This window comes from Enterococcus sp. AMC1086 (assembly GCF_058216575.1).
On sequence record NZ_CM177100.1, the window covers coordinates 2554728 to 2567899 of the forward strand.

At 35.4% G+C, this 13172-nt stretch carries 16 protein-coding genes and 1 tRNA gene; 3 read left to right on the plus strand and 14 right to left on the minus strand.

The window, feature by feature from the left end; genetic code table 11:
* The first annotated feature begins 189 nt into the window (after nucleotides 1–189).
* Nucleotides 190–633 carry a flavodoxin gene (locus AC4BC4_RS11975; protein WP_438757019.1) on the plus strand — a complete coding sequence of 148 codons (444 nt, stop codon included), beginning with the start codon at nucleotides 190–192 and terminating at the stop codon, nucleotides 631–633.
* 87 nt (nucleotides 634–720) lie between these two features.
* Here AC4BC4_RS11975 and AC4BC4_RS11980 read toward each other — a convergent pair whose 3' ends face one another.
* A complete protein-coding gene (locus tag AC4BC4_RS11980; protein WP_438757020.1) occupies nucleotides 721–1290 on the minus strand; it encodes a TetR/AcrR family transcriptional regulator in 570 nt (189 codons plus the stop codon).
* A 255-nt stretch (nucleotides 1291–1545) separates the two neighbouring features.
* Between AC4BC4_RS11980 and AC4BC4_RS11985 the strand changes: the two genes are divergently transcribed.
* A complete protein-coding gene (locus AC4BC4_RS11985) occupies nucleotides 1546–2784 on the plus strand; it encodes an aminopeptidase (protein WP_490475840.1) in 1239 nt (412 codons plus the stop codon).
* 285 nt (nucleotides 2785–3069) lie between these two features.
* Here AC4BC4_RS11985 and AC4BC4_RS11990 read toward each other — a convergent pair whose 3' ends face one another.
* The 3 genes from AC4BC4_RS11990 to AC4BC4_RS12000 all read right to left on the minus strand — a co-directional run bounded on the left by AC4BC4_RS11990 (nucleotide 3070) and on the right by AC4BC4_RS12000 (nucleotide 4563).
* Nucleotides 3070–3924, minus strand: a complete 855-nt coding sequence (locus AC4BC4_RS11990) for a hypothetical protein (protein ID WP_490475841.1) — start codon at nucleotides 3922–3924, stop codon at nucleotides 3070–3072.
* A 349-nt stretch (nucleotides 3925–4273) separates the two neighbouring features.
* A tRNA-Arg gene (locus AC4BC4_RS11995) sits at nucleotides 4274–4347 on the minus strand.
* Between the two features lie 93 nt (nucleotides 4348–4440).
* Complete coding sequence (locus tag AC4BC4_RS12000; protein WP_490475842.1) at nucleotides 4441–4563, minus strand: hypothetical protein; 123 nt, start codon at nucleotides 4561–4563, stop codon at nucleotides 4441–4443.
* Nucleotides 4564–4740: 177 nt separating this feature from the next.
* On the opposite strand from AC4BC4_RS12000, the gene AC4BC4_RS12005 reads away from it, so the two are divergent.
* Nucleotides 4741–4887, plus strand: a complete 147-nt coding sequence (locus AC4BC4_RS12005) for a hypothetical protein (protein ID WP_438757024.1) — start codon at nucleotides 4741–4743, stop codon at nucleotides 4885–4887.
* A 53-nt stretch (nucleotides 4888–4940) separates the two neighbouring features.
* Here the strand turns inward: AC4BC4_RS12005 and AC4BC4_RS12010 are convergent, their stop codons facing one another.
* From AC4BC4_RS12010 to AC4BC4_RS12055, 10 genes are all read right to left on the minus strand, one after another.
* Nucleotides 4941–6134: a GNAT family N-acetyltransferase gene (locus AC4BC4_RS12010; protein ID WP_490475843.1), complete on the minus strand. Its 1194-nt coding sequence runs from the start codon at nucleotides 6132–6134 to the stop codon at nucleotides 4941–4943.
* Nucleotides 6135–6308: 174 nt separating this feature from the next.
* Nucleotides 6309–6722, minus strand: coding sequence for a DUF3284 domain-containing protein (locus AC4BC4_RS12015; RefSeq protein WP_438757026.1), 414 nt, complete (start codon nucleotides 6720–6722; stop codon nucleotides 6309–6311).
* The gene (locus tag AC4BC4_RS12020; protein ID WP_438757027.1) at nucleotides 6722–6922 is read right to left on the minus strand and encodes a DUF3188 domain-containing protein; all 201 of its coding nucleotides are present in this window, start codon (nucleotides 6920–6922) and stop codon (nucleotides 6722–6724) included. The genes AC4BC4_RS12015 and AC4BC4_RS12020 overlap by 1 nt, the downstream gene beginning before the upstream one ends.
* Before the next feature lie 23 nt (nucleotides 6923–6945).
* Nucleotides 6946–7164 carry a hypothetical protein gene (locus AC4BC4_RS12025; RefSeq protein ID WP_490475844.1) on the minus strand — a complete coding sequence of 73 codons (219 nt, stop codon included), beginning with the start codon at nucleotides 7162–7164 and terminating at the stop codon, nucleotides 6946–6948.
* 76 nt (nucleotides 7165–7240) lie between these two features.
* The gene (locus AC4BC4_RS12030; RefSeq protein ID WP_490475845.1) at nucleotides 7241–8695 is read right to left on the minus strand and encodes a PTS sugar transporter subunit IIC; all 1455 of its coding nucleotides are present in this window, start codon (nucleotides 8693–8695) and stop codon (nucleotides 7241–7243) included.
* Nucleotides 8696–8928: 233 nt separating this feature from the next.
* Entirely contained in the window at nucleotides 8929–9249 is a 321-nt protein-coding gene (locus AC4BC4_RS12035) for a PTS sugar transporter subunit IIB (protein ID WP_438757030.1), read from the minus strand.
* Nucleotides 9250–9471: 222 nt separating this feature from the next.
* Complete coding sequence (locus AC4BC4_RS12040; RefSeq protein WP_490475846.1) at nucleotides 9472–10869, minus strand: glycoside hydrolase family 1 protein; 1398 nt, start codon at nucleotides 10867–10869, stop codon at nucleotides 9472–9474.
* Nucleotides 10870–11062: 193 nt separating this feature from the next.
* On the minus strand, nucleotides 11063–12355 hold the full coding sequence (locus tag AC4BC4_RS12045) for a PTS sugar transporter subunit IIC (protein WP_490475847.1): 1293 nt from the start codon (nucleotides 12353–12355) through the stop codon (nucleotides 11063–11065).
* A gap of 105 nt (nucleotides 12356–12460) precedes the next feature.
* Complete coding sequence (locus AC4BC4_RS12050; RefSeq protein WP_438757033.1) at nucleotides 12461–12781, minus strand: PTS lactose/cellobiose transporter subunit IIA; 321 nt, start codon at nucleotides 12779–12781, stop codon at nucleotides 12461–12463.
* Between the two features lie 36 nt (nucleotides 12782–12817).
* Nucleotides 12818–13138 (minus strand): PTS sugar transporter subunit IIB, encoded by a 321-nt coding sequence (locus AC4BC4_RS12055; RefSeq protein ID WP_438757034.1) that lies wholly within the window; start codon nucleotides 13136–13138, stop codon nucleotides 12818–12820.
* Nucleotides 13139–13172 lie beyond the last annotated feature (34 nt).

Sequence of the window (13172 nt, forward strand, 5' to 3'; positions counted from 1 at the left end):
ATCATAATTTGTGAAAATTTCACTGAAAAGTAGTTGTAAAAAATAGATTTCATTCTTTTTTAATACTATTACTGCTCATAAACAGCGGTATAAAAGCAACCTATTAATTTCTTCGCTCAATTTTGTAATTTACACAACCTTCATTCTTCTGATATAATCAGAATTGTATTATTTGAAGGAGGAAATCTAATGACCTTAGCTAAAATCGTTTACGCAAGTATGACTGGAAATACAGAAGAAATCGCGGATATCGTCGCTGAAGCTCTTGAAAATTTAGATATTGAAGTTGAAATCAATGAATGTACACAGGTCGATCCTGAAGATTTTGAAGATGCAGACATATGTGTTATTGCAACATACACATATGGCGATGGCGAATTACCTGATGAAATAGTAGACTTCTATGAAGAATTACAAGAAATCGATCTATCGGGAAAAACATATGGTGTGTGCGGATCCGGCGATACTTTTTACGACGAATTCTGTAAATCAGTGGATGACTTTGATGCAGCTTTTACAAAAATCGGGGCAAAAAAAGGAGCAGATAGCGTAAAAGTCGATCTTGCTGCTGAAGAAGAAGATATTCAAAACCTTGAAGCCTTTGCTAAAAAATTAGCAGAAGCGGTAAAATAAGTATTGAGCTGATTAAACGTAAATAAATAGAGACTATAAGAAAACTCTCTGAGCTTTCTTATAGTCTCCTTTTTTAATTCATTTTAGCTATTCGATATCGATTGGGTGATCTCGCTCTAGTATCTGATCAATTGCTTCTCTCATCAAACGTTCAATTTGTTGATCACTTGGATGAATGATGCCAGAAGTCATCAATGCTGCAATTCCTGTGGCAACAATCCACGTTCCCATATGAAGCGAATTGATTTCTGTATCATTTAATTTTTCATAATCAGAATCTTTCTTAACTGCATTTGAAAAATAACTATACGAAAATTCTTGCATTCTTTTTCCGCCACCATATTCTTCTAAGTATAGCGCTCGGTATAATTTACTTTCGTTTTTAGCAAAGTGAATGTAATTCAATGCTAAATCCACAATTGTATTGTCTGTATGCGTGACAGGAAATACTTCTTTTGCCAAATATTGATGGATTTTTTCAAATAATTCTTCTTTTAAATCATCCATATTTTTGAATTCTAAATAAATGGGTTGCGTTGAGCATTTCATTTTGGTTGCAATGTTTCGTGCGGTGAATTTCGAAAAGCCTTCAGTGGCCACTACTTCGTATGCAGCATTTAAAATCTGATCTTTAGTAATTGTTTTTTTTCTTGCCATAATCTTTCAATCCCCTCTACCTATCCTTTACAACGCTTCCATATAAATACTACAGTTATTGTAACATGATTTGTTTATTCTGCAAAATACTAGTCCTTCGATTTATATTATTTTATTTATTTGATTACACGGGACTTTCCAGCACTTTTACACACAATTAAATACGAAACTAACCCTACTCGATTATTTGAGTTCATACACGCTACGTGTTATGATATTCCCGATTATGCAAATGAAAAACTAGGAGGTTATTCTATGACATTACCAAATTTTAATGAGACATTAAAAAAGTATGCTCGATTGATTGTTGAAACAGGGGTCAATGTTCAAAAAGGACAAAGTATTGTTTTACAAATCAGTGTTGATCAAGCACCTTTAGCACGTTTGATTACAGAAGAAGCATATAAATTAGGGGCTGGTGAAATGACTGTTCAATGGACTGATGATATTGTTCAACGTGAATTTTTGCTTCATGCAGATGAAAAATATTTAGAAACTATTCCTCAATACAAAATAGATCAAACAGATGATTGGGTAAATAAAGGGGCAAGTAGAATCAGTGTTGTTTCCGCTGATCCTGACGCACTCTCTGGCGTCGATACTGATCGAGTTGCGACTTTCCAATCAGCTTCAGGTAAAGCTCTAGTCAACCTAAGAAAAGCGACTCAAGCCAATAAAGTCAGCTGGACTGTTGTAGCTGCTGCTGGAAAAGAATGGGCAGCTAAAGTTTTCCCAGATTTAAAGACCAATGAACAACAAGTCGATGCTCTTTGGGATGAAATCTTTAAAACAACACGTGTTTACGAAACAGATCCTGTGGCTGCTTGGAAAGCTCATGACAATAAATTGGCAACCAAAGCGGATGAATTAAACAAAGAACAATTTAAAGCTTTACATTATACTGCACCAGGTACAGACTTAGTGATCGGCTTACCAAAAGATCATTTATGGGAAGGTGCTGGTAGTGACAATAGTCGCGGTGAAAAATTCATGGCTAATATGCCGACAGAAGAAGTTTTTACTGCGCCTGATAGTCGTCATGTCGATGGTGTTGTTTCTAGTACTAAACCATTAAGTTATGCTGGAACAACTATTTCTGATATGAAATTTACATTTAAAGACGGTAAAGTTATTGATTTTTCTGCTAAACAAGGTGAAGAAGTATTAGCAAAGTTACTTGAAACCGACGAAGGTGCACGTCACTTAGGCGAAGTGGCTTTAGTTCCGGATCCATCCCCGATTTCTCAATCTGGAATCATTTTCTATAATACTTTATTCGACGAAAATGCTTCAAATCACTTAGCATTCGGATCTGCTTATGCCTTTAATTTACAAGGCGGAACTGAAATGAGTGAAGAAGAATTACAAAACGCAGGTCTAAACCGCAGTCATACTCATGTTGATTTCATGATTGGATCAGACCAGATGGATATTGATGGTATCAGAGAAGATGGTTCTCGTGTTCCTATATTCCGTAATGGTGATTGGGCATAAACAAAAAAAAACAAAAAATAAAAAATCGTAAAAAGTGTTTTTAGCCATCTACTTTTTAAATGCTTATGTGGATCATCTTTATTCACTGATCTATTTAAGAAGGTATTTCCTTAGAAATATAGTCATTAGTATAAAAAAGTTCCCTTGGGGGGTAAAAAAAGCTATTTACATCTAGTCATATTTTGTCTTGTTTCCAACGATATTTCACTTCTTGACTATTAAATCAAAAAAATAGAGAGGAAACTTATCTGTCGATAAGTTTCCTCTCTAATATTAATCTGTTTTTTAGTAAGGTCCGAACAACTCGACACTATAACCGATTGTTTTAAGTCCTTGCGTAATTCTATACGTTTCTGCGTACATTGTTTTACGGTTAAGATCATTTATTTCAGCCCAAGCAAATTTTTCAACTGAACTTGAGTCTTTGAATAGTTTTAAACCATTTTTTAATAATGAATTTGGCACACCATATTTTTTAGGATCTAGCTCACCAGGATATGCTTTATTCTCTCTAAAAGAAATTTTCGATGCATAATCAATTGTATTATACGCTTTTTTAGGTACGAGTTTTACTTCTATTGCTTCTAAGCGATAAGCATACTTAGCCGTTCCTGAAGGAATCCCTCCCATTTCCCAACCCATCCAGCCAAAACTTTGGGCATGGACACGATAAAATACATCGTATTTTTGACCTAATTGACCAGTCAGTCTAATTTGAATAGCCTCTAAACGTTTCGCTTGACCTGATGTCCCAGACATCTGACCATTACTTTTCCAGCCTTGCCATCCAATAGATTGTACATGTGTACGGTACTGAATATCCCCTGTAAGTCCTGAATTTTGAACTTTTAATTCAATACCCTCTAATCTTTTTGCTTGACCTGATGTTCCTGAGGCTTGACCGTTACTTTTCCAGCCTTGCCAACCAAAAGACTGAACATGTGTACGATAAGTAACACTTGGTGCTGCAGCTGCAAATGGTTCAGCAACTATCTCTTCATTTTCTTCACTTTGAAGAACGCTTTCATCTCCCAGACCCCCGTAAGGTGTCGCAATGATTTCTTCTGCCGCTTGTGTAGGTGTTGATAGAAACGTTAAAGCACCGACAACAGCTAACAAAAATAAACTAACTTTTTTCATTTTCTCACTTTCCTTTCTTCGTAACATCATAATTATATAATATAAGTTCACTATCTTTCAATAGCTAGTTTAAAAATATTGATAAATAGGCAACTTTTAATCAATTTTATTCACTTTTGATAATTAATTAAAACGATCTACAACTAAATTATATAGGTAAAAAAACACCTTAAGAGGTATTTTAGGCTGTAAAAATAAAACTGCAACACAAAAAATCTACTCTCATATCGTAAAAGAGATTAGAAATCGAGACCTAATGAAAATTAGTAATAGATTGAAATGCTTATAACCTATTTGGCACAAAAAAATAAAAAGGCCCATGAAATCAACGTTTCAAAAGCCTTTTTTACGTTCCCGACTGGAATCGAACCAGCGACCTATCGCTTAGGAGGCGATCGCTCTATCCTACTGAGCTACGAGAACATTCTTTATTTATTTTAGAAGTCTTTTCATTCAGTGTCAATAAAAATAAAAAAAGCAACACTGATATAAAAATCAGCATTACTTTCTCATCTTTTATTTTTTACTATTCTTTTTTCCTTTTAACATTTTGACTAAATAAAGGCTGCCTATAACAACTGCTAATGTTTTGCCGATTTTACCATTTCTTGCAACTTTTTCTTCTTTGGTTTTACTCATGCTCTCCACTGCCTTTCATTTTCGTACGTTTATTTGAGTTCTTATCTTATATTATAAGGACTTTTAACTGGTTGTGCTAATCATTTGCTTATAATCAAAATACTCGTAAAGTTTGCCCACGGATGTTACGCTTGAACTATACCATTTAAGGTAAATAAAGAAATGGAGGGACCTTGTATGACTGATAAAACGAAAGAAAAAGTTTTTGCTGAGCGTCAAGATAACTATAAGCAAGAAAAAGAAGAGATTTTCAAAGAAGCTCTAGAAGAATATCATGAGGATGATTCAGGAGAAACAACAGAAGATGACAATCATAACGCATAAATTTAAATAGGCTAAGTGAGTATGTTACAGAATCAACTCACTTAGCCTATTTTTTAAAAGTAATCTGCTAAAACTGGTATCCCTTTTACTAAACGTTTATCTAATGACTGTATCAGGTATTTATTTCCTTTAACTTTACTATAAAAATTTAATTCAGTTCCTGTTTTATACCCCATAAAAAGTTGTGTCAATGCTTGAATCGTACTTATGATTAAATCATCTTCTCTAAGAGAGTCAGGAAGTGAATCTAATTTTCTTATACTACTGTGTCCATTTTCATCTATTGACAATGACCAAATCCCTTTATTCCATGAACCATAATCGTCTTCAACTTTAAAATAGTAGTCCTCTTTATATCCTGTTGTAAATGGATATTTGCTTAAAAAACTTTCTAAACTTACAATTCTTCCCATCATAAAAGGGGTAACATTCATCTCAGCTAATGGAGAGGACATTAAATAACTTAGATTTTCACCACCAAAACCTGTTTCAAAATGAAATTTCTGAGATGAACCGTTATGAGAACCAATAAAACGAATAATTGATTGGAAGGCTTGATTGTCTAAATAGCCCCATTCCTTAATAACAAAACGTTCAGCACTAGATTGGTAAATCAAGTATCCTTGAGGACTTCCTTGTTCGTCTTCGTAAAGCGCAAAAAGATTTTTTTCATCCAGACCAACTGAATAATCAAACCACCAAGACTCCCGAATCACGGCTCCTCTTTGATTATCAGGTAAAATAGCATAAATGTCCTGGCAGATTTTTTTTGCGTCTTCATAGCTGACCCGTTTCATCGAGCCTTTACTCGCTTTTATATTCGGCCAATCTGCCGCTTTGATCGTGTAGCTAATTTGTTCGAATAATTGCTCAAAACCATATTTTCTATAAAAAGGATATGAAAACGGCGCTAAGTATGCTAATTCAACTTTATTTTCAGCTAATTCTGCTAACAACTGTTTCATAATAGCTGAAATGCCCCCTTGACCACGATATTCAGGATAAGATGAAACACAACCAATTCCAGCCATTTGATAACTCACTCCGTGAAAAGCGACAGTAAACGGCGTAGAAATCACTTGACTGGTTAAGTGATCCCCTGAAATATAGCCATAATTCCTTGAATGCTCAACAATCATTCTAAAGCGTGCTTTGCGTTTTTCATTCGTTTCGGCATTGAATGCATAAGCGGCTAATTGAAACATTTCTTCTGTGTCGTCTTTATCCATTTTTATGACTTCACTCATTGCTTTTCCCCCCTTGTCTTTCACATTTAAGCATAACGCAAAAAAGGGATTGTTTAAATAGATTTGGCTTTTTTTAGAAATGTAGGGTGTGAAACAAAAGGAACACTCACTTTTATTTCACACCCTACAGGCGGATAAACGATGGGGATAAAAACACCCCTTTGTGTTTCAGTCTCAATATGATTCTTCTATCATCTGCAACATTTTACTAAATTGACGTTTTTTAAAATACATTAGAATCGTACCTAAAATTGCGTCATTCATTTTTTGCAAAAATCCAAACGATTCCATTTTTTCTGTGTAACGTACTTCGCAAGATTTATCATCGATGGGTACAATTTCATATCCTACAGAAAAATTATTTTTAGTCGTTGATGTCTGAAAATGATAGGATGAATTGTCGATGATTTTTTCGACTTTGATTTTTGCTCGGCTATTTTTAGAAAATGATTTCACATATTCAAAATTGTTCAATTGTTTTTTTGTCAAACTTTTCCCAGTATGTTTGCGAATATCAAAAAGAACAGAATCAATCACTTTTTCATAAAAGTAAGGCGCCGGAATATTGAGTTTTTTTGTAATTTCCATTATTTCTTCACCTCATTATGTTGTTTTTTGACTTTGGATTCTTCAATCTTTCTCCCTTTGAAAAAGAAATAACCGCCAACCATTACTAAAAAAACTCCTGTTGTCATACTCAACAAATCATATTTCATTGAAGCAGGATTTACTGTATACAAAATTATTATAAAACCGATACTACACATAAACAAGCCGTTTCTAATCATTTTTCATCCATCCAATCTATTTTCTAAAGTGCTGCCGCTTGGAAGAACAAGACGCTGCCCCAAGGTTGTGCTTTGATTATTTCTTTTGCTTTTTTAGCAGCTTCTTCTTTGTCTCCCGTTACATCAAATGCTAATTTAATTCCTTTTTTTTCTTTGAATGTAAAGGTGAAATCACCCTCATCATAGTTTTCTAATATTTTTTTTATTTCTTCTTGTTTCATTGCACTGGCAATTGTGATCATGGTACTCTCTCCTTAGTAATAAAGCTGTTGCTTTCATCCGATTGGAAATGAAAGCAACACGCTATTAAATTTTAATTTATTCGAAATCAGTTGGTTTCATTCTGTTAGCTGCTATAACAAATGGTGTCCAAATAAGGAACGTCACGACCATACAAACGATTGTAACAATTGGTGCTCTCCAGTCTGCTCCTGTCGCCAAGAAAGATAGTAATATGGGAGGCACAACCCACGTTACTTGTTGTGAAACGGGTGCTACTAAACCGAAGTATGTTGCTAACCAGCCGATTGTAGTTGCTACAACAGGTGCTACTAAAAATGGTATAAACATGATGGCATTTAACACGATAGGCAATCCAAACATGATCGGTTCGTTGATATTGAAGATACCAGGTCCCAATGACAATTTACCAACCGTTAAATAATCGGCACGTTTAGAGAATAACAAAATAGCGATGATCAAAACGATCGTACCACCAGATCCGCCAAACCATGCAAAAGCATCAAACGAACCACGAACCCACATATATGCTTTTCCATCATCAATGGCTTTTAAGACCGCTGGTGTCCCTGTCAACCCTTTGTACCCTTTTTGGAAAATATCGATATTGATTAATTGCGCTTGACCCCAAATCCCCTCTAAAACTGGTGCCAAAACGTTTGGACCATGAATACCGAAGAACCAGAAAATTTGAACGAAAATCGTTACGATCAATACAGCACCTAACCCTTGTGATAGTCCCAAGAAAGGTTCCGCAATATATTTTTGAACTAGATCGATAATCAATTGTCCGTTTGTCAATTTACCTACTACAAAGTTGATAATTGCAATAACATATAATGCAATCGTTGCTGGTAAAATCGCAGCGAACGCTTTTGATACTGCTGGCGGAACTGAATCAGGCATCTTGATCGTAATGTTCGCCAACATTAATTTACAAAAAATAATTACTGAAATAGCACCCATGATCATCACCGTAAAGTAAGCGTTACCATTTAAATGATCTAATTTTAACCAACCCCAACCTCCAGCTGTTAAACCTTCAGCCGTTGCTGACCAACCAGAATCTGCAGTTCCCGCATTAATTGTGTTCATCAATTCTTTAGGAACAGCTGTTTCTAATGTATTGGAATAAGCAAACGCGATTCCTTGAATCAATGTCGCTAAACCAACGATACCACCTGCTAAGTCGTTTACTTTGTATGCTCTAGCAAGATTATAGCCCCAAGAAAAGGCAAAAATCAATCCAGCAATAGCCAAAGTCCCGTTCCAAACAAATCCATTAATCCCAATAATCACATTAATAACTGCAAAGATTCCTTTATCTGCAGCAAGGTTCGCTGCATAATCAGAGAAAAACTGTTGCGGTAAGTCACGAATAATCGCATTGATCATTACTGCAATTGACCCTGCCATCGTTGCCGGCATTGTCCCGATAAAGGCATCACGCAGTGCAACCAAGTGTTTTTGCGCACCGATTTTACCGGCCACAGGTAGAATGTACTTCTCCATCCAGGCTGTTAATCCATCCATTTGTTAATTCCTCCTATAAATAATATTTATTTAAAGAGCGGTTAAACTCCTTAAAACAAAGTAGTTGTTAAAGTTCCGTTCAAAAAACTCTAACGTCTATTTTCTCCCGTTCAAAAAAGAAAATAACACAGCTTATTCATTGTCGACACGAAAAAGAAATCGCTTTCATACTACTCTATAACTTTCCTCGTATAGGCTCAATCTCATGATCGTTTCTAATATTTCTTATTTAGCTATTTTTCCATCAAAGTAATTGCTTGATCTAATACTTTTTCGCCGTTCATCATACCGTAGTCTGACATATTGATTACGTCGAATGGAATTCCTTTAGGTGCTAATTTTTGTTCGAATTGTGATTTCATAAAACGAACTTGTGGACCTAGCAATAATACGTTTACATCTTTCGCTTCTAAGTTATTATCTGCATCGGATGCCGATACTGCAAAGATATCTGCTTCCATTCCACGATCTTCTGCTGCTTTTTGCATTTTTGTCACTAATAAACTTGTACTCATTCCTGCTGAACAGACTAACATAATTGTTTTTTTAGCCATTTTTGCCACTCCCTTTAATTTTGTTGTATTTACACTTTTATATAAAGCAAGAAGTGTGCCAAAAAATATATAGACCAAACCTTATAATGATAGGGTTTTGGTCTATACAAATTGTGTACACACTACTTTTCAAAACTCTACACACTATTTTTTGTGTGCGCTTTCTTCGTTGCTATAAAGGCATTTTCATTAATTCCTAAAAATTGTTTACTATTTTATTTTCTAGTTAAAACCATTATTTTCCGTTAGTTCTTTGAACCAATAGCCACTTTTCTTGATAGTCCTTTTAGCCTCTTGCTCTAAATCAACGGCAATAAACCCGTAACGATTTTTATAAGCATTCAACCATGACCAATTGTCCATACATGTCCACATATGATAGCCTTGAACGTGGCTTCCTTCTTGAATCGCTTGATGCACCCATTTTAAATGATCTTTTACAAACTCGATTCGATAATCATCTTCGATCATTCCCTCAACATTTACAAAACGCTCTTCACCTTCTACGCCCATACCATTTTCAGAAATGTAACACCGTATGTTGCCATAATTTTCTTTCAAATTCACCAGAGTATCATAAATACCTTTTTCATAAATTTCCCAGCCACGATAGGGGTTCATTTTTTTCCCCGGCATATCGTATACATCATAAAAATCTTCTGGCAATATGCTATTTCCAGCTATTTCTATAGGGGTTTCTTTCGCTTTAACTCTGCGAGGTTGGTAATAATTCACCCCTAAAAGATCGATTGTATTCTCAGCAATCGTTGCTAGATCCTCAGGAGTTGTTTCCGGCATCAAATCTTGTTCTTTGATCCATGCTACAATATCTTCTGGAAAATGGCCTTTTACCGCAGGATCTAAAAAGGAACGATTAAATAATCCATCCACTAAACGAGCAGCCTTAACATCTTCTTCATTTTGAGCGTCTCTAGGATAACTTGGGGTCAAATTAAGTATGATTCCGATTTCTCCAGTTACATTCATAGCATGATACACTTCGATGGCTTTAGCACTGGCTAAGGCTTCATGATAGGCCACCTGAATACCGTGTTTCAAGTTTACCTCTTCTGGATAATGCCAGCCATATAAGTAACCCCCTTCGACAGGTACGATCGGCTCATTGTGTGTAAACCATTTTTTTACACGATCTCCGAATAGTTCAAAACAGGTTTTGGCATAATAAACATAGTGATCAACAACCGCGCGATTCAGCCAACCACCTTCTTTTTGTAAGATCATCGGCATATCAAAATGATACAAGTTCATGAAAGGTTCAATGCCTTGTTCTATCAAGCTATTAATTACATCATTATAGAAATCGACTGCCTTTGAATTAACTTCTCCAGTTTTCGGATCAGGGATCAGTCTACTCCACTGGATAGATGTTCGAAACGAATTATGACCGGTTGCTTTCATTAACTGAATATCTTCATGATATTTTTTATAGAATCGGGACGTTTTATCTGGTCCTACCTCATTAAAAAATTTTTCAGGTTTCTCTTCATACCAAAAATCCCAGATATTTTGTTCTTTTCCATCGCCTGCAAAAACCCCTTCTGTTTGAGGCCCACTAGCAGCGGAACCCCACCAAAAACCTTCTGGAAACTGATAATTCATATTCGTCATCTCCTAAAATAATTTTATTTAAAAATAGATAAAATTCCTCAAAGAGATTGCAGCAAACACAGTTAGCGATCAGACCCAAATAGGTGCTTCTGCTTCCACGACTTATTCGCATTTAGGGTGTGAAACCAAGGTAACTTTTACTTTGGTCCCACACCCATTCTCTTGAGAAAATTTTATCTATTTATTAAGCTTGAATTTTTTCTTCTTGCGCTTGTGCTGCTGATTCTTGTTTTAAAAATTGATCGGTTGCGATTTTAACAAACGGAATATAAATCAATACAGAGATCAATAAATTCACCGCTGCTAACACTCCACCTGCGATACTCTTTGTCGCCAAGAAACCACCAATAATCGGAGGTGTTACCCAAGGTACAATAACTGTTGCAGCTGGAACAAGACCGACTGCAGTTGCAACATATGCGATTGTTACAAGAATCATTGGTGTAATGATAAACGGAATAAACATAATCGGATTCAATACGATCGGTAGTCCAAACATAACTGGCTCATTAATATTAAAAATACCAGGTGCTAAACTTAAGTTTGTAATGACTTTAAATGGTTTATTTTTACGTCCTACTATAAAGATAGCAATCAATAGTCCTAACGTAGCACCTGTTCCACCTAAGTTTACAAATGAATCAAAGAAAGGCTTATTTACAATATAAGGAATTTTTTCTCCTGCTTCTAATGCTTTGATATTTGCATCAATCGCTGGTAAATTGATCGTTTGCATCAATGGCTCAACCATATTCGCTCCATGTAATCCAAAGAACCATAAAAACGGTGTGATAAATGCTAATAGTAACGCAGATGGATAACTATTTGCTAGTCCCATAAATGGTTTTTGAACTGCTTCGTAGAAGGATACTACAATGTTATTAATCCCAAAGCCAAATAAAATTGATGTAATCAAACTAAAGAAACTGATTGTGATCATTGCAGGTAATAATGCTGCAAATGATTTAGCAACTGCTGGTGGAACACCATCCGGCATTTTGATGACTAATTTATCGTTTCCAACTAATCTTTGGAACATTTCTCCTGAAATAAGTGCAATAACTAAAGCAATAAATAATCCTGTAGCATCTGTTCCGCTTAATCCGCCAACTGCAAAGAATGAAGCCACTGAAACAGTTCCTGCTGCAATTCCATCTTTACCGTAAGATTTTACTAAATTATACGCTACTAAAAATGCAACTAAAATTGAAAAAATCGCGAATGTTCCATTCCAGATATTTCCACCGAAACTTTTCCAAATCGGTGCATCATTGACGATCATTGGAAATAATCTATCCATTAATTCTGAAAATCCAGGTATTGGTAAATTGTTAATCAGTACCGCTAATGCTCCTAAAATCATTAATGGCATCGTAACGACAAACGAATCACGTATTGCTACTAAGTGGCGTTGAGCCGCAATTACTGATGCTTTTGGCATAAAATGCTTTTCCATCCATTGAACAAATCCGTCCATTTCTTATAAATCCCCCTTGATAATATTTATCTAAAAAGCATTGATGCTCTTCAAATCGATGATTATGACCGTCTAGTTGACTAGACGGTCGATTTTCTTTTTTTCTTATTCATTATCCATGCGACGATAAAGATCGATGATTTCTTTCGCTAAATCAGTAAACGCGATTGATGTCATTAAGTGATCTTGACTATGAACTGTCAATAACGTTACTTGAATATGGTTCCCTTGTGCTTCTTGTGTCAACATTCCTGTTTGAGAATGGTGTGCTTGAACTAAAGATTCCTCAGCATCAGCAATTTTTTGGTCTGCTAATTCAAAATCTCCCTTTTTCGCTGCAGCAATCGCTTCCATCGCATCGCTTTTAGCGTTACCTCCATACATGATCAATCCCATAATTGCTTCTAAATTTTGTTGCTCTTCCATATCCGAAAACTCCATTCATTTTTTATTCTTATTTGGTTATTTTTCCATCAAAGCAATTGCTTGATCTAATACTTTTTCGCCGTTCATCATACCGTAGTCTGACATATTGATTACGTCGAATGGAATTCCTTTAGGTGCTAGTTTTTGTTCGAACTGTGATTTCATAAAACGAACTTGTGGACCTAGCAATAATACGTTTACATCTTTCGCTTCTAAGTTATTATCTGCATCAGATGCCGATACTGCAAAGATATCTGCTTCCATTCCACGATCTTCTGCTGCTTTTTGCATTTTTGTTACTAATAAACTTGTACTCATCCCTGCTGAACATACTAACATAATTGTTTTTTTAGCCATTTTTGCCACTCCTTTTATTTTTGTTGTATTTACA